This is a genomic window from Micromonospora sp. NPDC050417 (genome assembly GCF_044458865.1).
Lineage (GTDB): Bacteria > Actinomycetota > Actinomycetes > Mycobacteriales > Micromonosporaceae > Micromonospora_G.
On record NZ_JBITIH010000046.1, the window covers coordinates 1 to 21,789 of the forward strand.

At 70.9% G+C, this 21,789-nt stretch carries 18 protein-coding genes and 1 pseudogene; 7 read left to right on the forward strand and 12 right to left on the reverse strand.

Going from position 1 to position 21,789, the window contains the following annotated elements; translation table 11 throughout:
• Positions 1–2,129, forward strand: a pseudogene (locus tag ACIBF5_RS32070) (peptidase S8); the annotation flags it as partial.
• Between the two features lie 58 nt (positions 2,130–2,187).
• On the opposite strand, the gene ACIBF5_RS32075 reads toward ACIBF5_RS32070, so the two are convergent.
• The 3 genes from ACIBF5_RS32075 to ACIBF5_RS32085 form a co-directional block, all read right to left on the reverse strand.
• The gene (locus ACIBF5_RS32075) at positions 2,188–3,198 is read right to left on the reverse strand and encodes a helix-turn-helix domain-containing protein (RefSeq protein ID WP_396816641.1); all 1,011 of its coding nucleotides are present in this window, start codon (positions 3,196–3,198) and stop codon (positions 2,188–2,190) included.
• Positions 3,199–3,398: 200 nt separating this feature from the next.
• Positions 3,399–5,429: a prolyl oligopeptidase family serine peptidase gene (locus ACIBF5_RS32080; RefSeq protein WP_396816642.1), complete on the reverse strand. Its 2,031-nt coding sequence runs from the start codon at positions 5,427–5,429 to the stop codon at positions 3,399–3,401.
• A 110-nt stretch (positions 5,430–5,539) separates the two neighbouring features.
• The gene (locus ACIBF5_RS32085; RefSeq protein ID WP_396816643.1) at positions 5,540–5,680 is read right to left on the reverse strand and encodes a hypothetical protein; all 141 of its coding nucleotides are present in this window, start codon (positions 5,678–5,680) and stop codon (positions 5,540–5,542) included.
• A 253-nt stretch (positions 5,681–5,933) separates the two neighbouring features.
• On the opposite strand from ACIBF5_RS32085, the gene ACIBF5_RS32090 reads away from it, so the two are divergent.
• A complete protein-coding gene (locus ACIBF5_RS32090) occupies positions 5,934–6,341 on the forward strand; it encodes an ATP-binding protein (protein WP_396816644.1) in 408 nt (135 codons plus the stop codon).
• A 20-nt stretch (positions 6,342–6,361) separates the two neighbouring features.
• Here ACIBF5_RS32090 and ACIBF5_RS32095 read toward each other — a convergent pair whose 3' ends face one another.
• Complete coding sequence (locus ACIBF5_RS32095; protein ID WP_396816655.1) at positions 6,362–6,751, reverse strand: hypothetical protein; 390 nt, start codon at positions 6,749–6,751, stop codon at positions 6,362–6,364.
• Positions 6,752–6,812: 61 nt separating this feature from the next.
• Here ACIBF5_RS32095 and ACIBF5_RS32100 point away from each other — a divergent pair, with 61 nt between their 5' ends.
• Positions 6,813–7,763: a diacylglycerol/lipid kinase family protein gene (locus ACIBF5_RS32100; RefSeq protein WP_396816645.1), complete on the forward strand. Its 951-nt coding sequence runs from the start codon at positions 6,813–6,815 to the stop codon at positions 7,761–7,763.
• A gap of 432 nt (positions 7,764–8,195) precedes the next feature.
• The gene (locus tag ACIBF5_RS32105) at positions 8,196–8,453 is read left to right on the forward strand and encodes a WhiB family transcriptional regulator (RefSeq protein WP_121156870.1); all 258 of its coding nucleotides are present in this window, start codon (positions 8,196–8,198) and stop codon (positions 8,451–8,453) included.
• Positions 8,454–8,589: 136 nt separating this feature from the next.
• Here ACIBF5_RS32105 and ACIBF5_RS32110 read toward each other — a convergent pair whose 3' ends face one another.
• Genes ACIBF5_RS32110 through ACIBF5_RS32125 form a run of 4 tightly spaced genes read right to left on the reverse strand, consistent with a single transcriptional unit; the run spans position 8,590 to position 12,024 of the window.
• Entirely contained in the window at positions 8,590–9,366 is a 777-nt protein-coding gene (locus ACIBF5_RS32110; protein ID WP_396816646.1) for a sirohydrochlorin chelatase, read from the reverse strand.
• A complete protein-coding gene (locus ACIBF5_RS32115; protein WP_396816647.1) occupies positions 9,348–10,127 on the reverse strand; it encodes a phosphoadenylyl-sulfate reductase in 780 nt (259 codons plus the stop codon). The genes ACIBF5_RS32110 and ACIBF5_RS32115 overlap by 19 nt, the downstream gene beginning before the upstream one ends.
• Positions 10,124–10,282, reverse strand: coding sequence for a hypothetical protein (locus tag ACIBF5_RS32120; RefSeq protein ID WP_170208559.1), 159 nt, complete (start codon positions 10,280–10,282; stop codon positions 10,124–10,126). The genes ACIBF5_RS32115 and ACIBF5_RS32120 overlap by 4 nt, the downstream gene beginning before the upstream one ends.
• Positions 10,279–12,024 (reverse strand): nitrite/sulfite reductase, encoded by a 1,746-nt coding sequence (locus tag ACIBF5_RS32125; RefSeq protein ID WP_396816648.1) that lies wholly within the window; start codon positions 12,022–12,024, stop codon positions 10,279–10,281. Before ACIBF5_RS32125 ends, ACIBF5_RS32120 begins: the two co-directional genes overlap by 4 nt.
• A gap of 491 nt (positions 12,025–12,515) precedes the next feature.
• Here ACIBF5_RS32125 and ACIBF5_RS32130 point away from each other — a divergent pair, with 491 nt between their 5' ends.
• Complete coding sequence (locus ACIBF5_RS32130; protein WP_396816649.1) at positions 12,516–13,964, forward strand: glycosyltransferase family 39 protein; 1,449 nt, start codon at positions 12,516–12,518, stop codon at positions 13,962–13,964.
• A 93-nt stretch (positions 13,965–14,057) separates the two neighbouring features.
• On the opposite strand, the gene ACIBF5_RS32135 is transcribed toward ACIBF5_RS32130, so the two are convergent.
• Both ACIBF5_RS32135 and ACIBF5_RS32140 read right to left on the reverse strand, forming a co-directional pair.
• Positions 14,058–15,587: a histidine kinase N-terminal domain-containing protein gene (locus tag ACIBF5_RS32135; RefSeq protein WP_396816650.1), complete on the reverse strand. Its 1,530-nt coding sequence runs from the start codon at positions 15,585–15,587 to the stop codon at positions 14,058–14,060.
• Positions 15,588–15,636: 49 nt separating this feature from the next.
• The gene (locus tag ACIBF5_RS32140; RefSeq protein WP_396816656.1) at positions 15,637–16,671 is read right to left on the reverse strand and encodes an SIS domain-containing protein; all 1,035 of its coding nucleotides are present in this window, start codon (positions 16,669–16,671) and stop codon (positions 15,637–15,639) included.
• Positions 16,672–16,877: 206 nt separating this feature from the next.
• On the opposite strand from ACIBF5_RS32140, the gene ACIBF5_RS32145 reads away from it, so the two are divergent.
• The gene (locus ACIBF5_RS32145) at positions 16,878–18,686 is read left to right on the forward strand and encodes a tetratricopeptide repeat protein (RefSeq protein WP_396816651.1); all 1,809 of its coding nucleotides are present in this window, start codon (positions 16,878–16,880) and stop codon (positions 18,684–18,686) included.
• A gap of 131 nt (positions 18,687–18,817) precedes the next feature.
• Here the strand turns inward: ACIBF5_RS32145 and ACIBF5_RS32150 are convergent, their stop codons facing one another.
• Positions 18,818–20,416, reverse strand: a complete 1,599-nt coding sequence (locus tag ACIBF5_RS32150) for an MDR family MFS transporter (protein WP_396816652.1) — start codon at positions 20,414–20,416, stop codon at positions 18,818–18,820.
• A 119-nt stretch (positions 20,417–20,535) separates the two neighbouring features.
• Between ACIBF5_RS32150 and ACIBF5_RS32155 the strand changes: the two genes are divergently transcribed.
• The gene (locus tag ACIBF5_RS32155; RefSeq protein WP_396816653.1) at positions 20,536–21,111 is read left to right on the forward strand and encodes a TetR/AcrR family transcriptional regulator; all 576 of its coding nucleotides are present in this window, start codon (positions 20,536–20,538) and stop codon (positions 21,109–21,111) included.
• A 42-nt stretch (positions 21,112–21,153) separates the two neighbouring features.
• On the opposite strand, the gene ACIBF5_RS32160 is transcribed toward ACIBF5_RS32155, so the two are convergent.
• The coding region (locus ACIBF5_RS32160) for an IS630 family transposase (protein WP_396816654.1) at positions 21,154–21,789 on the reverse strand (636 nt) is incomplete at its 5' end.

Consider the following 21,789-nt stretch of genomic DNA (forward strand, 5'->3'; position numbering starts at 1 on the left):
CCCTCACCCTCGCCACGGAGGTGTCGAACCTCGCCACCGGCGCCCCGGAGACCACGGCCATCACGATCGGCACCAACACGGTGACCGTACCCGCCGGCGGATCGGTGAACGTGCCGGTCACCGCCGACCTGGCCAAGCTGGCCGCCGGCCAGTACGGCGGCTGGATCACCGCGACCGGACCGGACGGCGTCCTCACCACCACCGCCCTGGCCATCACCCTGGAGGGCCCACGGCACAGCGTCAGGTTCCGCGCGGTGGACCGGACGGGCAAGCCGGTGGCGGTGCCCGTCATCCTGCTCCAGGGCGACAGCAGCCGCTCCGACAGTCTCGGCTTCCTCTTCGAGGGCACCACCTGGACCACCCGGGTCGAGGCGGGTTCGTACCTGCTCAACAGCTTGATCAGCGACGGCGGCCCACTGGACGAGCAGGCGACCCTGATCACGAACCCGGAGTTGCGGGTCGACCGGGACATCGAGGTGCTGCTCGACGCCCGCACGGGAACCCCGATCCGGATCGAGACACCGAAGCCGAGCGAGCAGCAGGCGGTGCTGAGCTACTACACGCACCGGGTGACCGGCACCGGCCGGACGCTGAGCTTCGGAAGCATGCACTACAGCACGGTCAAGCAGGTCAACGTCACGCCGACGAAGAAGCTGTCGGCTGGCGCGTTCGAGTTCTCGTCCCGCTGGCAACTGGTGGCGCCGATGGTCCAGACCCGGGTGCCCGGGGTGAGTGGCCCGCTCGACATCAACCTGACCGGGCAGTCCCCGGCGTACGACGGAAAGCGCACCTATCCGCTGGTCTACGCGGGCCGGGGCACCCCGGCGGAGCTGAAGAAGGCGAAGGTGAAGGGTGCCGCCGTCCTGATCGACTCGCCGAACGAACCGAACGGGGAGGACGCGCCGACCGAGAGCGAGGTGACCGCCTCGGCGGCGGCGGCCGGAGCCGCGGTGACCCTGATGGTCCGCCCAGCGGACTGGTCGGCGTGGACGGTGTGGCGGCCGACCGGCGACCGGGAGGCGATTCCGATGCTCGCCGTGGCGGCGGACGCGGGAGCGAAACTCGTCGCCCGCGCGTCCAAGGGTCAGGCCACGATCGACCTGACCCTCACCACCTCCAGCCCCTACCTGTACGACGTACAGCACGTCGAGACCGGCCGGATCCCGGACCAGGTCGTCTACCGGGTGACCCCGGAGAACTCGGCACGGATCACCTCCAGTTACGCCGACAACGGCGGAATCCCCTGGGAGAAGGAGCAGCGGTTCGGATGGCGCCCCTGGCAGACGTATTCATGGAACGACCACTTCCGCTTCGTCGAGACCCCGAAGGTGCGCGAGGAGTGGGTGACCAGTGGGGACTCACTCTGGCAGCACCGGGTGGCGCACGACTGGCCGTGGAACGACTTCGGGCCGTTGGCGACGGGGATGACCGAGCCGCCCACCAGCTACCGTGCCGGTAGGCGCGAGGAAAGCTGGCTTTCGGCGGTGGTGCGGCCGGCGTCGCCCAAGGGCGTACCGGAACTGGTCTCGACCCGGACGGGGAACACGCTCGCGCTGCGGGTGCCCGAGTTCGTCGACGCCGACGGGCACTACACCATCGGCGAGGCCACCCAGGTCGACGCGAAGCTGTGGCGGGACGGCAAGCTCCTGGCCGAACTGCCCAATGCCCGTCAGGACGTCACCACCAGCGCCGCCCAGGCGTGGTACCGGCTGGTACTGAACACCGAGCGCGCCGACGCGGAGTGGAACTGGGGCACCCGTACCGAGACAGTGTGGGACTTCCGCTCCGGACAACGACCGGGCGACAAGGCCCGGCCGTTGCCGCTGCTCCAGGTCGACTACGACGCACCGGTCGACCTGACCGGTGAGACGGTCAACCGGGAGCACACGCTCCGCCTGAGCGTGCGTAACCAGAACGGTCTGGGGGCGCCCGAGGGCACCGCCCTGACCGCCGAGGTCTCCTTCAACGAGGGCAAGACCTGGAAGAAGGTCACGGTCTCCGGGAAGGGCCCCGACTTCCGGGCCAGCATCCCCGCCGGCAGGGGCAGCGTCTCGCTCCGGGTGCGGGCCACCGACGAGTCCGGCAACGCGGTCACCCAGACCGTGATCCGGGCGTACGGCCTGCGCTGAGTGCCACCGGGCGGGGCGACAGGTCCCGTCGTCCCGCCCGGTCCCGCGCGACCTCCGGTCAGAGCCAGGCCCGACGGGCCGCCTGGAAGGCCAGGCCGGTACGGGTGTCCACGCCGGCGAGGAGCATCAACCGCTCCAGCCGGCGCTGCACCGTACGTCGGCTGACGCCGAGTTGCGAGGCGATCGACTTGTCCGGGAAGCCGGCCACGAAGAGCGAGAGCAGGAACCGTTCGCTCTCGGCCAGTACGTCGTCGCCCACGTCCCCGTACGAGCTGATCGGGGCGGGGGTGCCCGAGTCACCGTCGAGACGGATCGGGGTCGCCCGGTCCCAGTGGCTCTCGAAGAGCGCGAGGAGCGCGTCCAGCAGTTCACTGCGCCGGATCAGGGCGGCGGTCGGCTCCCCGATGCCCTGGTGGTCGTCCGGCACCAGTGGACAGACCGCGGTGGAGCGGTCGGCGATGGCGAGTCGGACCGGCAGCGCCGGCAACGTACGGGCCTCCTCGCCGCTGCGTACGCTTTCCGCGATGCTCTCCAGCTCGCCGGGCATCTCCAGCAGCCCTCGTTCGTAGATCGCCCGGTACCGCACGCCCCGGGTCAGGGCGCCGGACTCCTCGGCGTTCTCCGGCCCGGACATGGCCAACGGGTTGGCCCGGCAGAACCAGAGGATTTCCTCACGGGCCGAGTTCTGCAGGTCGCGCAGCCGGTCGCGCAGTGCGCCGGCACCGACGACCACCTCCACCAGGTGGTCGGCGTTGTGCCGGCGGGCGCTGGCCCGGTACTCCTCGGTCAGGGCGGCCACCGCCTGCCGTGCCGTCTCCAGCGACTCCTGCCGACGGAGCAGGGTGTTACCGAGGGCCACGTCCGGTGGCAGCGGTTCGAAGACCCGGTCCGGGCCGGGTCGGGTCACCGCGAGCCCCTTGTCCCGTAACACTTCCAGCAGTTTCGCGGCCTCGGCTTCGGGTAGCGCGGCGAGACCAGCCAGGTCGGCCGGACTGGCTGCGGAGAGCCGCAGCAGCAGCCGGTACGCCCGCTCCTCCCCCGGCTCCAGCAGCCGACTGTCGTCGTACACGTCCGCCTCCCTCCTCGGGATCAACCCGGAAGACTCTACGAACCGGTCCTGCGTCCCGGACGACGCCGGGCGGCCTTGACCGCGTGATCCGAGACGACGGAGAACGCGGTCGTGATCACCTTGGACGGCGGTACCGGGCCAAGCGTTCCTTGATCGCATCGGCTCGCGGAGGCGGATCGGGTGGGAGGGTGCGACGACGGTCAGGAGCGCAGGTCCAGCACTGGTACGCCGGGCGGTGTGAAGCCGAATACCTGTCCGTAGAGGGAGAGTTCGGCCTCCAGGCAGGCGACCATGGTGTCCTGGCGGCGGAACCCGTGCCCCTCTCCGGCGAAGGTGAGGTGGGCGCGGGGAACCGGCTGTCCACTCATCCCGCTCAGGAACCGCTCGCTCTGCTCCGGCGAGCAGATCGGGTCGTCCAAGCCCTGGAGCAGCAGGAACGGAACGTCGATCCGCTCCGGGTGGGCGGCCGGCGAACGGTCCCGGTAACGCTGCGCCACCGTGGCCAGCGGTCCGACCAGCGACTCCAGGTAGTGCGACTCGAAGTCGTGGGTCTGCCCCGACGCCAGGCCGTACAGGTCGAGGATCGGGCAGAGCAGTGTCGCGCAGGCGTACGCGTCGGTCGAGACCAGCGAGGCGGCGGCGGTGAAGCCACCCGCGCTGATGCCCCGGATCGCCACCCGGCCCGGTGCTGCCAGTCCTTCGTCGACGATCGCGCGGGCGACGATCGCGCAGTCACCCACGTCGACCACGCCCCACTGGTCACGCAACCGCTCGCGGTAGGCCCGTCCGTACCCGGTCGAGCCGCCATGGTCGACCTGGACCACCCCGATGCCCCGGGAGGTGAAGTAGGCGATTTCCAGGTTCAGCGCGACGGGGGCGCGCATCGTCGGTCCGCCGTGCACCCACATCACGTACGGCGGCGGGCCGCCCTCGCCCGCCCCGAAACCGCCGTCATCGCCATCATCGCCGTCATGGGCGTAGTCGGCGTTTCGCGGCGGGTAGAGCAACGCGTGGATCCGTTCACCGTCCGGACCGGTGAAGACCCGGGCCAGCGGTTCCGGCAGGTAGCCGCGATTCACCGGAGCGTGCTGACCAGCGCGGAGAACCCGCAGACCGCCGGTGGAGAGGTCGTATTCGACGATCTCGTACGCGTGCGCGGGCCCGCCGGCGACGCCGACCACCCGGTCACCGGAGACCGCCAGCTGTGGCAGCCACTCCGAGCGCTCTCCCGGTACCTCGGTCACCACACCGGTGACCGGATCGAGCAGGGCGAGCCGCTGCGCCCCCAGACCACGCAGCACGGCAACCCGACCGTCCGGCAGCGGGGCGAACCAGCGCAGGCCGAGCCGTTGGGCACCGGCGAACTCCTGTTCGGCCGGGTGCAGCGCCACCGCCTGCCCTGTCTCCGGGTCGACCCGGTACAGGTTCCACCACCCGGTCCGCTCGGCGGCCATCAGCAGGCTGCCGTCCGCCGCCCACTCGGCCTGCGCGATCGGGTCGCCGGGCCCGCCGGTCAACGTGCGTACCCGGTGCAGCCGGCCCTGGACGTCGACCTCGGCGATCCGCAGCACCGCCGCGTCCCAGGGCATGTACGGGTGGTCCCAGGCGAGCCACACGGCACGGGTGCCGTCGGGCGAGAACCGGGGACCGCCGACGAACCGGTGCCCGTCGTCGCAGAGTTCCCGGACCGCCGACCGGTCCCGCTGCGCCGCCCCGTCGAGCGGGACGGCGGCGATGACCCGGCGTACGTCCGACGGCCCCTCACCGGTGAACTCCTCCAGCACGGACCGGACCTCACCACGGGCGACGTCGATCTCGGGCTCGGCCCAGCGCAGTCCGCCCCCGACGGTGGAGACCGGGGTCAACGGGCGCGGGCTCGCCCCGGCGACATCGGCGTCGTACGCGTACAGCCGCTGGTCGGCGAAGTTCACGAAGACCAGCAGCACGCCTGCGGCACCGGTGTGGGCTGCCCAGGGCCGGCCGCCGTACTCGATCACCCGGCTCCGTACGTTCCACGGCGTGGGCAGCACCGTCTCCGTGGTGCCGTCCGCTCGTCGCCGTACCAGGGCCATCCGCCCCTCCTCGGCCGGACGGGGCTCGGTCCACCACACCTCGGCGCCGACCGTGTCGACGTACGCCGGGGCGGCGATCTGGCCGGCACTCATCCCCTCGGTGGCCATCACCGCTGTCACCGGCGAGACCCACTCGCCGTAGCGGACAGTGACGGTCATCGTCCCCGCCCCCATCCGCGTGTCAATACTCGAAGACCTGACAGGAGGGGGGATCGAGGGATCCACGTGACGTCGAGGACGCCTGTCGACCGGTTACGCACCGCGCAACTCTAGCGAGGCGCGACCGTCAGCCGCCCGACCGCCGGTAGGTCGCCGAGGAGATCGTCGACGACCCGCTCCCCCACCGTCTGCCGGCCGGACGGGGCACCGGTACGACCAGCGCCGGAGATGAGGACCTTCCAGACAGGCACGCGCGCGTAGGGCGTCGCGAACCACGACCACGACGTAGCAGGGCAGGGCGATGGAGATCGGCAGTTCGCGGTTTCGACCGAACGGACGTGCGTCCGCAATCAGGTGACGGGGTCCGGCGTGCGGTACGGGGCGGCGGCCGGGGCGGGGCACCGCCACGCCCGGTACGGTGAGGGTGCCCGTCGGCGCCGGAGCGGGTCCCGTCCAGGGGACCGGCGTCACACGGGGCGCACGAAGCCGAGGGAGATGGCACCGGTGACTGGATCTACCACCCAGCCGACGGTCGACGACGACATCGTGATGCTCACGGTGCCCGCCGACGGTGGATATCTGGGCGTGCTGCGTACCGCGACCGCTGGTCTCGCCGCCCGGTTGCACTTCGCCCTGGACGAGATCGAGGATCTGCGGATCGCGGTCGACGAGGCGTGCGCGATGCTGCTCGCGATCGCCAGCCGGGACGCCGAGTTGGAGTGCCGGTTCTCGGTCACCGACGATGCGCTCACCGTCGAGGTGACCGTGCCGACTGCCTCGGGCGCCCGGCTGCCGGCGGAGTCGTCGTTCGCGTGGAAGGTGCTGACCGCGCTGACCACGTCCGCCAAGGCGACCGCCGACGGCAAGCAGGCGACGATCACGCTGCTCACCCGCCGCGCCGCCGAGTTCTGAGCCGGGCTCGAAGCCCCGCTTCAGCCGACGCCGAGGGCCCGGTTCGTGGGAGTGCAGACGAGCAGGCCGACGACCAACACGCCGAGCGCCATCAGCGGAATCCCGAGCCAGGCCAGCCCGCCCTGGATCATGTAGTAACCGACCGGGAGCAACATCAACTGGAGCACGATGGCGGGTGCGCGGGCGCCGGACCGGAGTCGACCCAGCGCGGCGCCGAGCAGCCAGAGCACGAGTGCGCCCCCGGCCGTGAACGCGGTCACGAACAGCGCATTCACAAGATCGCTCGCGGTGCTGGTCAGGTCCGCGTAGATCAGGTATGCGGCGAGCAGACCGAGCGCGGCAGCCTCACCGCGCAGCAGCCACACGGCCCCGCGCAGTGGTCCGGGCACCAGGGCAGAATCGCTGGTCACGGGTGAGTCGGTGGTCACGCGCGAAACGATACCCGCGTCTTCTCGCGGTACAGTGCCGCCCATGCGGGCCCTTTTGGTGGTCAACCCGAAGGCCACCGCCACCAGCCAGCGCAGCCGGGACGTGCTCGTCCGGGCCCTGCGCAGCGAGGTCGATCTCACCGTCGAGTACACGCGGCGGCGCGACCACGCGGTGACCCTCGCCAGGGAGGCCGTTCGACACGGCATGGACCTGGTCGTCACGCTGGGTGGCGATGGAACGGTCAACGAGGTGGTCAACGGTCTGATGACCGCCGAGCCGTCGACCGTCGACCTGGCGCAGCCGTCGGCCGAACGGCTGCCCGCGCTGGCCGTGGTTCCGGGCGGTTCGACGAACGTCTTCGCCCGCGCGCTGGGCCTGCCCCGGGAGTGGCCGGAGGCGACGAGCGTGATCCTCGACGGGGTGCGGCTGGGGCGGTTCCGGTCGGTCGGGCTCGGCCGTGCCGACGACCGCTATTTCACGTTCTGCGCCGGCTTCGGGTTGGACGCGGCGGTGGTGCACCGGGTGGAGCAGGCGCGGCGGCGGGGCCGGGTCTCCACGCCCTCGCTCTACCTCCGGGCGATGATCGCGCAGTACGCCCTCGGCACCGAGCGCCGGCATCCGGACATCGCGCTGGAGTTGCCGGACGAGGTCGCGGCGACGGAACTGGCGACGGTGGTCATCCAGAACACCGCCCCGTGGACCTACATCGGCGACCGGGAAGTGAACCCGAACCCCGAGGCGTCCTTCGATCTCGGGCTGGACGTGATGGCGATCCGCCGGCTGCGCGTGCCCAGCACCACACGTACGGTGACGCAGTTGCTGTCCCGGAAAAGTCAGCCGCACGGCCGGCAAATTCTTCGACTGCACGATCTTGAGGAGTTTACGCTGGTAGCGGGGCGCCCGCAGGCGTTTCAGCTTGACGGGGACTATCTCGGTGAACGAGAAAAAGTTCGATTCTCCTCCGTAAGCGCCGCACTAAGAGTAATCTGCTAGCGCTGGGGTACAGCCTCCTCCATGGCCCCCTGAGGAACATGCCGGACGAGGGACGGATGTCGGAAATGCCAGCATTGTCGCGTGGACTGTACTATATTGATCCTTGGCTGTGGTACGCCGGGTACCGGCAAGCGCCGGAATTCGGACAAAAGGGTTGTGGGCTTGCTCACCCGCTCAGAGTTTTTCTGAGCAGTCCCCTTGACATCGCGGGAGTTCGTGAAAGTATTCACAAGCGAACTTGAGTTACCGGGACGTTGCCTCGAACCGCTCGTTAAGCGAGTTGTTCACGCGGCGCTCCCAAGCGCACAACAGCCTGCGCACGTGCTTGTCGAAACGATGGGTGTACACCGTCGGAGTCGGCACCGCGGATGCATATAGGAAAAGATCCACGCAATCCACTGCCACCCATCCAGATTGAGGAGTGTTGCCGCCATGGACTGGCGTCACCATGCTGCCTGCCGCGACGAAGACCCGGAGCTGTTCTTCCCGATCGGGACGTCTGGTCCGGCTCTCCTGCAGGTCGAGCAGGCCAAGGCCGTCTGCCGGCGCTGCTCCGTGACCGACGATTGCCTGCAGTGGGCACTCGAATCCGGTCAGGACGCGGGCGTCTGGGGCGGAATGAGCGAAGAAGAGCGACGCGCTGTCAAGCGTCGCGGCGGACTGCGGGTCCTGCGCGCTCACACCGCCTGACCAACCACAAACGCTGAACGCGCCGGGGGAGTTACTCCCCCGGCGCGTTCTGTTACATCCCGGCGACGCGTACGCGCTTTGTCGACGGTCAAGTGATCGCGATTCCCCGCCTTCCGGAAACGACGGCACTGCACGATCAACAATGGTCGGAGTGGGTGAGGATTGCCGACTCGGCGCGGTACAGGACGAGCCTGGCAAGTTCGGGCGCATCCGTGAGTGGAGCCGCCACCGTGACCGCCCCGGCGTCACGGGCGGAGGAGACCGCGGCGTCGTAGAGCCGGCCGGGGGCGAGGAAGTAACCCGCCACCGCCACCCTGCGGGCGCCGCCCGCCCTGAGGCGCCGCACCGCCGCCCCCGCGGTCGGCTGCGCGGCGGAGGCGTACGCCGCCAGGCACGGCACACCGAGGAGTTCCCCCAACGCACCGGCGACCGCCTCGACGGCACGACGGGCGCTCTCGTCCCGGGTCCCGGCCGAGGCCAGCACGACACCGTCCGCCGCCCCCGCACCCGACTCGGCCAGCCGACGGCCCAGCGCGGCCAACAGCAGCTCGTCCGGCGGATCGGGTACGGCAACCGGGCCCAGCACGTCGGTCACGCGTACGGCCGTCTGAAGGCCCTCGGCACGCGCGGTGGCAATCGCCCCGGGAACGTCGACCCGGCCGTGGTAGGCGGCGGTGAACAGCAGCGGCACCACGGTGGCCCGCCGGTGACCGGCCGCCGCCAACTCGTGCAGCACCGCCCCGGGCCGGGGCGTGCTGTGGTCGAGGTAGCTGGCCCGGACCAGCAGGCCGGGGCGGGCCGCCCCGACCGCCCGGACCAGCGCCCGGGTCGCCACCGCCGCGCGCGGATCCCGACTGCCGTGGGCGACCAGGACGACCGGACCCGGTCCGGTACTCATGCGTGCAGGCCGCACTCGGTCTTGTCGAACATCGCCCAGCGGCCGGCGCGCGGGTCCTCGCCGGCCTTGGTCCGGCGGGTGCACGGCCAGCAGCCGACCGAGGTGTAGCCAGACCGGAACAGCTCGTTGACCGGCACGTTCCAGCGGGAGATGTACGCGTCCACGTCGGCCTGGCTCCAGGCCGCGATCGGGTTGACCTTGACCTTGCCGCGCCGGGCGTCGAAGGTCACCACCGGGGTGTTGGCCCGGGTCGGGGACTCGTCGCGACGCAGCCCGGCGGCCCAGGCGTCGTAGTCGCCGAGGGCCCGCTCCAACGGCTCGACCTTCCGCAGCGCACAGCACTCGTCCGGGGCCTTGGCGAACAGGCGCGGACCGTACTCGCCGTCCTGCTGGCCGACGGTCAGCCGGGGCCGGATCGACCTGACGGTGACCGGCAGCGTACGGGCGACCGTGTCGCGGACCCGCAGCGTCTCCGGGAAGTGCAGCCCGGTGTCGAGGAAGACCACGTCGACACCGGGGGCGACCCGGGAGACCAGGTGGGCCAGGACCGCGTCCGCCATCGAGCTGGTCACGCAGAACCGGTCGCCGAAGGTGTCCACCGCCCAGCGGGCGATCTCGTCCGCCGGTGCACCCTCCAGTGCCCGGCCGGCCTCCTCGGCCAGTGCCTTCAGCTCGGCTGCGGGTCGACGGGCCGCCCCGTCTGGGGCTGCGGGCACGGGTGTCGTCGCGGGGCCGAGGGTGACCAGCCCGAGGTTGGTTGCCGAGAGCATGTTCATCGCGCGACCGCCCGTCCCAGGAGTCCGCTGAACTTGACCGTGAACACCCGCGCGCAGGCATGGCACTCCCAGGCGCCGTGCGACTCCTCGTGGGGCCGAAGGTCCTCCTCGCCGCAGTAGGGGCAGTACATCGGTGCCGCGCGGGTCTCGCTCATCTCAGCTCCTCCTCGTCGGCCCGGAGCACCCACTGGGCGAACGCCTCGCCCTCCCGGCGCCCGGCCAGGTAACGGCGGGCCACTCGTTCGACGTACTCCGGAAGTTCCTCCGCCGTGGTCTTGAGGCCGCGCAGCTTGCGGCCGAACCCGGCGGTCTGCCCCTGGGCCATGCCGAGACCGCCGCCGAGGTGGACCTGGAAGCCCTCGACCTGGTTGCCGTCCGGTCCGACCACCAGTTGGCCCTTGAGTCCGATGTCGGCGATCTGGGTGCGGGCGCAGGCGTTCGGGCAGCCGTTGATGTGGATGGAGAGGTCGGCGTCCTTGAGATCCTCACCGGCGAGCCGCTCCTCCAGCCGGGCGACCAGTGCCTCGCCCCGGGCCTTGGTCTCGACGATGGCGAGCTTGCAGAACTCGATGCCGGTGCAGGCCATGGTGTTGCGCCGCCACACCGACGGGCGGGCCTCCAGGCCGATCCCGCGCAGGGCCGTGACGAGCGATTCGGTCCGTTCCTCCGCGATGTCGAGAACGAGCAACTTCTGGTACGGGGTGAGCCGTACCCGGTCGCTCCCGTGCGCGGCGGCGACGTCGGCCAGGGCGGTGAGCTGGGTGCCGGAGACCCGCCCGACCACCGGGGCGGCGCCGACGTAGAAACGCCCGTCGCGCTGCGGCTGTACGCCGATGTGGTCGATCGGCTTCTCCGGCAGGTCGGGTGCCGGACCGTCGAGCAGCGTGCGGCCGAGGTACTCCTTCTCCAGCACCTCGCGGAACTTCTCCACACCCCAGTCGGCGACCAGGAACTTCAGCCGGGCACGGTGCCGCAGCCGCCGGTAGCCGTAGTCCCGGAAGATCGAGACCACGCCCTCCCAGACGTCCGGAACCTCGGCCAGCGGCACCCAGACGCCGAGGCGCTGGGCCAGCATCGGGTTGGTGCTCAGCCCGCCACCCACCCAGAGGTCGAAGCCGGGCCCGTGCTCCGGGTGGTCGACGCCGAGGAACGCGATGTCGTTGACCTCGTACGGGGTGTCCGCCAGCCAGGAGATCGACGACTTGAACTTGCGGGGCAGGTTCGAGTAGGCCGGGTCGCCGACGTAGCGGGCGACGATCTCGTCAATCGCCGGGGTCGGGTCGATCCGCTCGGTCTCGGCAACCCCGGCGACCGGGCTGCCGAGCACGATCCGGGGGCAGTCGCCACATGCCTCGGTGGTCTCCAGGCCGACCGCCTCAAGTCGGCGCCAGATCTCCGGCACGTCCTCGACCCGGATCCAGTGCAGTTGGATGTTCTGTCGGTCGGTGATGTCGGCGGTGTCGCGGGCGTACCGGGTGGAGATGTCGGCGATGGTGCGTAGCTGCTCCAGGCTGAGCTGTCCGCCGTCGATCCGGACCCGGAGCATGAAGTGCTCGTCCTCAAGTTCGTGCGGTTCGAGGACGGCGGTACGGCCGCCGTCGATCCCGGCCTTGCGTTGGGTGTAGAGCCCCCACCACCGGAACCGGCCGCGCAGGTCGGCGGGGTCGATCGAGGCGAAGCCCCGGTGCGCGTAGATGTTCTCGATCCGGGCCCGTACGTTGAGCGGGTTGTCGTCCTTCTTCGTCCGCTCGTTCGGGTTGAGCGGTTCGCGGTGCCCGAGCGCCCACTGGCCCTCGCCACGGGGCCGGCGTGGTGCGCGTGCCGGCCGGGTCGCGGCGGCTGCGGCAATCGGGGTGTCGGCGGTTTCGGGTAGCGCCGAGGTACTGCTGACCGCCATCGCGGCGTCCTCCGTTGTCTGCTGAGACGAGTTGCTCGGCGTACGCGGAAGCGACGGCACCCCGGTCAGCGGGGCTGAGACAACGGTGTCAGCAGAGCCGGCGCAGAGCGCACCCGAGACAGAAGTGGTCCAGGGGGCGTCAGTAAGCCGGACAGATCGCGCTACGCACGCGGCCGTAGTCGACGTGACGGCGGCTGGTCAGCCCCAGCGTCACGACGCGGCCTCGGACGGCGGTCATAGTCGCCATGCTGCCACACTCCGAGGTCCCCGGACTACCGGTCGCACCGCCCATCCCGGATCCCGGACCGCGCTGTGGCCGGATTCACGTTAATATGCCCAATATTCGGGCTAATCACACAAACCGAACTTTTGTCTCGTGACGTCGTAGGGCGGGGACAGTGGACGGTCACCACCGGACAGGGCCTGATCGACCCGGGACAACGCCTGATCGACCCGGGGCAGGGCCTGATCGACCCGGGGCAGGGCCGCGAGTGGCGGCCGGCGGCTGCCAACCCGACCTCCCCCGCTGGCTGGACCGGACCCGCTGGCTCTGGCCCGCCCTGCTCACCCTGGCGATCACCCTGATCCAGATCGACCGGGCCCCGCTCTGGCGCGACGAACTCGCCACCTGGAGCGCGGCCTCCCGCCCCACCGGCGACCTGCTCCGACTCGCCGCCAACATCGACGGCGTCGCGGTCGCGTACTACCTGCTGATCCACGGCTGGATCGAACTCTTCGGCGACTCCGTGCCGTCCCTACGGCTGCCGGCCGCACTCAGCCTCGCCGGTGCCGCGGCGCTGATCGCCGTACTCGGCGGACGGCTCTTCGACGGACGGGTCGGGCTGGTCGCCGGGCTGCTCTTCGCGGTCCTGCCGAGCACGTCCCGGTACGGCCAGGAAGCCCGACCGTACGCCCTCGCCACGCTCTTCGCGGTGCTCGCCACCCTGCTGCTGTTCCGGGCACTGGACCGACCCGGCTGGTGGCACTGGGCCGGCTACGCCGCCGCACTGGTCGGATTGGGCCTGTCCCACCTGCTCGCGACGAGCCTGGTCCTCGGGCACGCGGTAGCGGTCGGCCTCGCCTGGCACCGGCAGACCGACCGCCGGTACGCGCGCTGGCCGCTCGCCCTCGCACCGGCGATCCTGGTTCTGGCGCCACTGGCCTGGCTCGGCCGCGACCAGCAGGCCCGCCAACTCGCCTGGGTACGGCCACCGACCCTGACCGACCTGCCCGACCTCCCCGGAGACCTGCTGCAGAGCGGCGCAGTCGGCGGCCTGCTGGTCGGGCTGGCCGCCGTCGGCCTGCTCACCCGGGGACGGCGGGGCGTCGCGCTCGGCGCGTGCGTCCTGCTCCCGGCCGCCCTGCTGTACGTCGGCGGCCTGCTCACCCCGCTCTGGGTGCCTCGCTACCTGCTCTTCACGGTGCCGTTCGGCTGCCTGCTCGCCGCCGGTACGCTCGCCCCACTCCGGCTGCGCCAGGCCCTGCCGGTCGTGGCACTCGCCGGGCTGCTCGGCACACCGGCCCAGGCCAGTCTCCGGCGTACCCACGAGACCCCACGCTCGGCGCCGATCGACTACCCGGCCGCCACCCGGATCATCGGTGCCGGCCAGCGACCGGGCGACGGGATCGTCTACTCGCCCCGGGACATGCCCGGTTTTCTCGACACTGCCGTCGCGTACTACCTGCCCGACCGGCGTCCCCGGGACGTGCTGCTGGTCAAGGGGCCGGTCGCCGCGGCAACCCTGGAGGCCACCGAGTGCCCGCTGCCGGCCCAGTGCCTGGCCGGTGTCGACCGGGTGTGGCTGCTGGCCCGGGGAGAACACCGGACCGACCCGCTCACCGGGGTCACGCGCACCAAGGCGACCGCACTGCGGGACAACTTCCGGGTTGAGCAAACCTGGACCGTCCCCGGCCTCACCGTAACCCTCCTCACCCGCTGACCCCTCTCCCTCCCCACCGATCCGGGGCGAATCCGCGCCTGTTGATCTCCGGACGCAGCGGTCTACCCAGGATCGCGGGCGGAGGGGGTGGGGTTAACGTTTGTGGAGGGGGACTACGAGGATGGCTTCGGTGCCGCCCTCGGCCCGGTTACGCAGCTCGATGGTGCCGGCGAGTTCACCGGTGGCGAGCGCCCGGACGATCTGGAGGCCGAGCCGGCCACCGCTCGCCGCGTCGAACTCGGCCGGCAGACCCTGGCCGTTGTCGGCGACGGTCACATGCAACTGCTTACGGAACCGGTGCGCCGACACCACCACCTCGGCCGCACTCTCCTCGTCGGCCTTCTCCGCAGGCTCCTCACCGGGCGGCGGGAAGCCGTGCTCGACCGCGTTGAGCAGGAGTTCGTTGAGAACCATCACGAGCGAGGTGGCGATCTCCGCCGGCAGTACGCCGAACGTCCCCTCGCGCCGCATCCGTACCGCCACCTCGGTCGCGGCCACCTCGGTCGCGGCGGAGGCGACCCGGTCGACGATCCCGTCGAACTCCACCGCCTCGTCGCTGGACATGGCGAGGGTCTCGTGCACGAGGGCGATCGAGGCGACCCGCCGTACCGACTCCTCCAGCGCCGCCTTCGCGGCCGGGATGTCCACCCGGCGAGCCTGGAGCCGCAGCAGGGCGGCAACCGTCTGGAGGTTGTTCTTCACCCGGTGGTGGATCTCCCGGATGGTGGCGTCCTTGGTGATCAGGGCACGGTCCCGACGGCGTACCTCGGTCATGTCGCGGACCAGGACCAGCGCGCCGATCGGCACCCCGGCGGGCATCAGCGGCAACGCCCGGGTCAGTACGGTCGCCCCGCGGGCCTCGATCTCCCGGCGGGCCGGCGCCTCGCCGCGCAGTGCCGCCAGCACCCGGTTGCCCGCCTCGGTGCCGTCGAGCGGGTCGGCCGCCAGCCGGGTGTTGAGCGCGGCCAGGTCCTCGCCGACCAGGTGCGAGGCGAACCCCAGCCGCCGGTACGCCGACTGGGCGTTCGGACTGGCGTAGGTGACCTTGCCACTGGCGTCGAGCCGGACCAGTCCGTCCCCGACCCGGGGTGCCGAGGTCGTCTCGCCCGGGTGCCGGGGCGGCGGGAAGGTTCCGTCGGAGAGCATCTGGGCAAGGTCGTCGGCGGTGGTCAGGTAGTTCAGTTCGAGCTGGCTCGGCGTGCGCGCGGTGGAGAGGTTGGTGTCCCGCCCCACCACGGCGATCACCTCGCCCGACTCGCCGTCGGCGGCCCGCAGCCGCACCGGGATCGCCTCGTGCCGGGCCGGGGTGTCGCCGTACCAGACCGGGTCACCCTCCCGCCAGATCCGGCCCTGGGTGTACGCGATCGTCAGGTGCGCCACCTCCGGCCCGCCGACGATCCGCCCCACCTGGTCGTCCTGGTACGCGGTGGGGGCGGTCGTCGGGCGTACCTGCGCCACGCAGAGGAACACGCTGTCGTCGCCCTCCACCGGGACCCAGAGCAGCAGGTCGGCGAAGGAGAGGTCGGAGAGGAGCTGCCAGTCACCGGCGACCCGGTGCAGATGGTCGATGTCGGCCGGACGGAGCCGGGTGTGTTCCTCGGCGAGGTCGCGCAGCGTGGACATCAGGCAAGCGTGCCACGTCCACCCCGCTCCGTCGGCGGCACGGCCGTGGTCAGAGCGTGGAAGTCACCTTGTGCAGACCGCGCGGCGCGTCCGGATCCTCGCCCCGGGCCAACGCGAGGGCGAGCGCGAGCTGCTGCAACGGCAGGATGTCCAGCAGTGGGGCGTACCGCTCGTCGACCTGGGGCACAGCGAGCCGGGCGGTGGCACCGGGTACGTCCGACGGTCCCACCGCGACCACGTCCGCACCGCGTTCGCCGACCCGGGCCAGGACGTCCCGCATCGCCGCACCGCCCGGACCCGCGCCGACGACGGCGAGCACCGGGACGTCGGGGTCGGTCATGGCAAGCGGCCCGTGCAGCAGATCTGCGCCGGAGAAGGCGAGCGACGGCAGGTACGAGGTCTCCATCAGCTTCAGCGCCGCCTCCCGGGCGGTCGGGTAGGCGTAGCCCCGGCCGGTGGTGACCACCCGGGCGGCGAACCGGTAGCGGGTGGCGAGTTGGCGCGCGGTCGGGTCGGCGAGCGTACGTTCGGCGAGTTCCGGCAGGGCGGCGAGGGCGGCCCGCTCCTCCTCGGGGAGGACGCCGTTGCCGGCGCGCACCCCTTCGATCAGCATCAGCAGGGCGAAGAGTTCCGCGGTGTACGTCTTGGTGGCCGCCACCGCCCGTTCGTGCCCGGCGGAGATGTCGACCGCGAGTTCGGCCACCCCGGTCAGTGGTGAGTCCGGGGCGTTCGTCACGGCCAGGGTCAGCGCGCCGGAGGCGCGGGCCTGGCGGAGCACCTCGGCCAGGTCGGAGGAGCCGCCGCTCTGGCTGACTGCGATGACCAGCGCGCTGGAGAGGTCGGGCCGGGCCCCGAAGACGGTGACCGCGCTCGGCGAGGCGAGCCCGGCGGGAAGGCCGAGCCGGATCTCGGTGAGGTACGCGGCGTAGAGCGCCGCGTGGTCGGAGGTTCCGCGCGCGGTGAAGACGACGTGCCGGGGGCGGCGCTCGGCGATCACGGCGGCGATCCGGGCGATCGCCTCGGCGTTCGCGGGTTCGAGTAGCCGGGCGAAGCCCGCCGGCTGCTCGTTGATGTCGGCCGCCATGCCGGCTCCCGGATGTGCCACGAAGACCTCCCAGTCATGCGCGATAGCCGCGCGTTTCATGCTCAGTCTTGCACTATCGAAGCTTTTCGAGCAATAAACCGAACAGATTCGAGCAGACAATCACCGCCGATCCCGATCATGCTCTAGGCTGCCCAACCCAAGGGGGAACGAACGCACGACGAGAGGTCGACACGGTGTCCGAGGGAATGGACGACCCGCGGCTGTCGGCCGAGGGCGAGTTGGCACTGGCCCGACTGGCCCTCGACGAAGGCGACCTACGGCACGCGGCCGGCCACCTCGCCGGCGCGATCGCGTACGCGCCGACCATGCCCGAGGTGCACGAGGTGCTGGCCCGGCTCGCCGCCCGCGCCGATGGCGCACTGGACCTCTTCCCCCTCGACCACCACCCGTTCATCGGCGCCGTGGTGGCCCGCGCCCACCTGCTCGCGGCCAGTGGCCACCCGGACGAAGGGCTGGACCTGCTCGTCGCCGCCACCGCCCACGCACCGGGCGCGGACTGGGCCGGCGTCCCCTGGGTCACCACCCCCGAGTTGCCCGGACAACTCGATCCGGAACAGATCTCCCGGCTGCTGATGCAGATCTGCGCCGCTGTCGCCGACCCGGTCGACGCCGAGGAACGCGGGCCGCTGCTGCCGTACCTGACGCTGGCTCGGCACGCGCTCACCACGTACCCGGACGACGGCCACCTGCTCGGCGCCGCGTCCGCGCTCGCCCGCCGCGTCGGCGAGGTCGAACAGGCGGTCCGCTGGGCCGACGCCGGGGCGCGGATCAGGCCGTCGAAGCTGGCCGAGGTCTGGCTCGGTTACGCCTACCGCAGCGCCGGCCGCACCGCCGAGGCGCTCGCCGCGCTGAACCGGGCCGTCGAGCACGACCCCGACGACCTCTCCGTGTACGCGGACATCGCCGGCACCCTCGCCGACCACGGCCGGCTGAACGAGGCACTGGGCTGGATCGACCGGGCCCTGGCCCGGGACGCCTCGTTCGACTGCGCGGTGCACACCGGCCACCGGCTGCGCTACCAGCGCGACGGCCGACTGGACCACCTGGTCGCGCTCGCCGACTTCCGCCGTGACCACCCGGACGACACGCACGAGCACAGCGACCTCACCGAGTGCTGCCAGGGCCGGCCCTGGCTGGGGCAGATCCCGGCGGCCGGCGAGGCGGTCACCAACGTGCTGCGGCAGGTGCTGGCCGACGACGGGCCGGTCAGCGGTGGGCAGCTACGACTGAGCGGACTGGAACCGCCGAGCGCGATGCGGGCGGTGGCGGCGGCCGTACCCGGGCTCGCCGTCGAGGTGGCCGAGGTCGCGGCACCGGACATCCGGGAACCGCGCCGGTCGTCGGCCCGGCGACTCTGGAGTTACCAGGGCACGATCGCGGTACCGGCGGTGCCGGCTCCCTCCACGACCGCGGTCGACCGGATCCGCCAACTCGCCCACCCTGCCTGGCCCAATCCCCCGGCCGCGTACGACGCCGCCGTCGGCCTGGCCACGCTGGAGGTCGACGACCTCCTGGGTCTGCTGGTGCACCCGCCCGAGCCGCCGGCCACCCCGCTGGGTCGGACGCTCGCCGAGCACGACCCGACGCTCTGGGTGCGGTGTGTGCAGGTCTGGGCCTGCCTCGGACTGCTCCACCACCGCACCGACGAACCGTGGGCCGACTCCACCCGGCGTCGGGTCCTGGTGGACCTGGTCTGGGGAGTCGAGGACTGGGTGACCGAGGCGGCGCTCTGCGCGCTCGTCACCGCGGCCTGGGTCGACCCGGCGGTCCGGGCCGACGTCGCCGCGATCGCCGCCGAGAGACTCGCCGACAGCGTGGCGGTGGCCCGTCAGCGCCCGGTCTCGATCGCCCGCTCGTTGGCCCAGCTCGTGCTTGCCACTCCGGCGGTCGACCCGGACACCGTCGCCACCGCGCGCGAGATCGTCGCCGCGGAGGTTCCGGCTCCCCGTCCCGGGGGCTGGCTGAGCCGGCTCTGGCGGCACCTGCGCCGCTGATCGCACCTGCGCCGCCTCGGGCCCCGCCGCCGATCGCGACTCCGCCGCGGCTCGCCTGCGCCTACGGAGAACCCGCCGGCCCGGCCTGTGGGTGACAGGCGCGGGACCGGCGGGCGTGGTACCGAAAGGGCTCAGTGCACCGGAGCGTTGGCCAGAGCGGTCTCGGCCTGTTCCTCCGGGGTCTCACCCGTCGGGTCGTTCGTGCCGCGCAGCGGGATCTCCTTGATGAACCAGGCGAGCACCGCGACGGCGGCGGCGAAGAAGACCGCCCAGCCGAAGACACCGGAGATCGAGTCGGCGAGGCCGCCGAGCACCGCCTCGCGTACGTTCGCCGGCAGTTCGCCGAGCTTGGCCGGGTCGATCCCGCCGCCACCACCACCGCTGAGCTGGTCGGCGGCCTGGGTGCCGAGCTTGCTGGAGAGGCTGTCGTGCAGCCGGTCGGCGAAGATCGCGCCGAAGAGCGAGATGCCGAACGAACCACCGATCGACCGGAAGAAGGTGGCCGCGCCGCTCGCCGCGCCGAGGTCCTTCTGTTCCACGCTGTTCTGGGCGATCAGCATCGAGGTCTGCATCAGGAAGCCCATGCCGACGCCGAGGACGACCATGTAGAGCGAGAGCACGGTCTTGCTGGTGTGTACGTCGATCATCATCAGCAGTGCCATGCCGGCGGTCATCGCGACACCGCCGATGATCGGGAAGATCCGGTACTTACCGGTCTTGGTGATCGCCCGACCAGCGATGATCGAGACGACCAGCATGCCGAACATCAGCGGCAGCAGCAGCAGACCGCTGTTGGTCGCCGAGGCGCCCTGCACGGTCTGCTGGAACAGCGGCAGGAAGTTCATCGCGCCGAACATGGCGAAGCCGAGCAGGAACCCGACCACCGAGATGACCGCGAAGTTGCGGTTGGCGAAGAGGTTCAGCGGCAGGATCGGCTCGGCCACCCGCCGCTCCACCAGACCGAAGGCGACCAGGCTCAGTACGGCCAGCACGGTCAGACCGAGGATCTGTGCCGAGCCCCAGGCGTACTCGTTGCCGCCCCACGTGGTGATCAGCACGATCGCGGTGATGCCGATCGAGAGCAGCGCCGCGCCGAGCCAGTCGATCCGGTGCTCGGTACGGTACTTCGGCAGGTGCATCCGAGTGATCAGTACGAGCAGCGCGATGCCGCCCAGCGGCAGGTTGACGTAGAACGCCCAGCGCCAGGAGAGGTTGTCGGTGATGAAGCCGCCGACCAACGGCCCGGCGACCATGGCGATGGCCATGATCCCGGCCATCATGCCCTGGTAGCGCCCACGCTCCCGGGGCGGCACCAGGTCACCGATGATGGCCATCACGCCCACCATCAGGCCGCCGGCGCCGAGGCCCTGTACGGCCCGGAACACGATCAACTGGATCATGCCGTCCTTGGTGCCGCCGAACATCGGCGAGCCGGCCATGCCGCAGAGCGCGGAGCCGATCAGGAAGATCACGATCGAGGTGATGAAGACGGTCTTGCGTCCGTACAGGTCGCCGAGCTTTCCCCAGATCGGCGTCGACACGGTGGTGCCCAACACGTAGGCCGTGACGACCCAGGTGAAGTGGTTCAGTCCACCGAACTCACCCACGATCCGGGGTAGTGCGGTGCTGACGATCATGTTGTCGAGCATCGCGAGCATCATCGCGATCATGAGGCCGGCCAGCACGACCCGGATGTTCGGTCGTACCACCGCCTGCTCGGTCTGGGTCATCGGTAAGCTCCCCCTGAGCTGCAACCTACTTACTTGCCGACCGGCTAGGGCCCTTACTAGCCGTACGGTAAGCTGGCGCGCGGAAGCAGTCAAGCCGAATTCGATAGTTGGGGGGTCGGGTGTCCGAGAACACAGGCAACACCAGGACCCGCATCCAGACCGTCGCGCTCGAACTCTTCACCGAGCAGGGCTACGAGAAGACCTCGCTCCGCGAGATCGCCGAGCGGCTGGGCGTGACAAAGGCGGCGCTCTACTACCACTTCAAAAGCAAGGACGACATCGTCCAGAGCTTCGTGGAGGATCGCCTCGACCGGCTCGACGCCCTGGTCACACACCGTCATGAACCAACCGGGGATCTCCCCGCCCGCCGCCGCGCACTGCTCGCCCGCTACGCCGACGAGTTCTTCGGCAGCGCCGGGCACTCGGTGATGCGGTTCTTCGACCAGAACCAGACCGTGCTCAAGAGCCTGCCCGCCGGGCAGATGATGCGCGAACGGATGCTCCAACTCGCCACCGTGCTCGCCGCACCGGAGGACTCGCCGGGTGCACGCCTGCGCGCCACCCTCGCCCTCTTCGCCGTACACAGCAGCTGGTTCGCGATTCGCGATCCCGAGATCACCAACGAGGAGCGGCGCGAGCTGGCGCTGGAGATCGCGTACGAGATGCTCGACCGGATCGGCACGACCGACTCCTGACCCGCACGGCCCGGCGGCGAACACCGCCGGGCGTCGCGGAAGCTAGTGTCCTGAGTCGTTAATTCGTCGGCAGTAGGCGGCGAGGGACTCAAGGATTTCGTCGGCGGTGCGGGTCCAGACGTACGGGCGTGGGTTGGTGTTCCAGTTGTCGATCCACGCCCGGATGTCGGCTTCCAGTGCGGTGACCGAGCGGTGAACACCGCGGCGGATGAGTTTGACGGTGATCTCGGCGAAGAAGCGTTCCACGAGGTTGAGCCAGCTTGCGCCGGTCGGAGTGAAGTGCAGATGGAATCGTGGATGGGCGAGGAGCCAGTCGCGTACGGCGGGGGTCTTGTGGGTGGCGTAGTTGTCCAGGATCAGGTGGATGTCCAGATCCGTGGGTGTCTGCCGGTCGATCGTGCGGAGAAAGGCCAGGAACTCCTGGTGTCGATGCTGACGCTTCAGTGAACTGATGACGGTGCCGGTGGTCAGTTCCAGTGCGGCGAACAGGCTGGTGGTGCCGTGGCGGACGTAGTCGAAGCTCTGCCTGGCCGGTACGCCGGGCAGCATTGGTAGGACCGGTGCGGAGCGGTCCAACGCTTGTATCTGGCTCTTCTCATCCACGCACAGCACCAGAGCCCGTTCGGGTGGGTCGAGGTAGAGCCCGACGACGTCGCGGACCTTGTCCACGAACAGTGG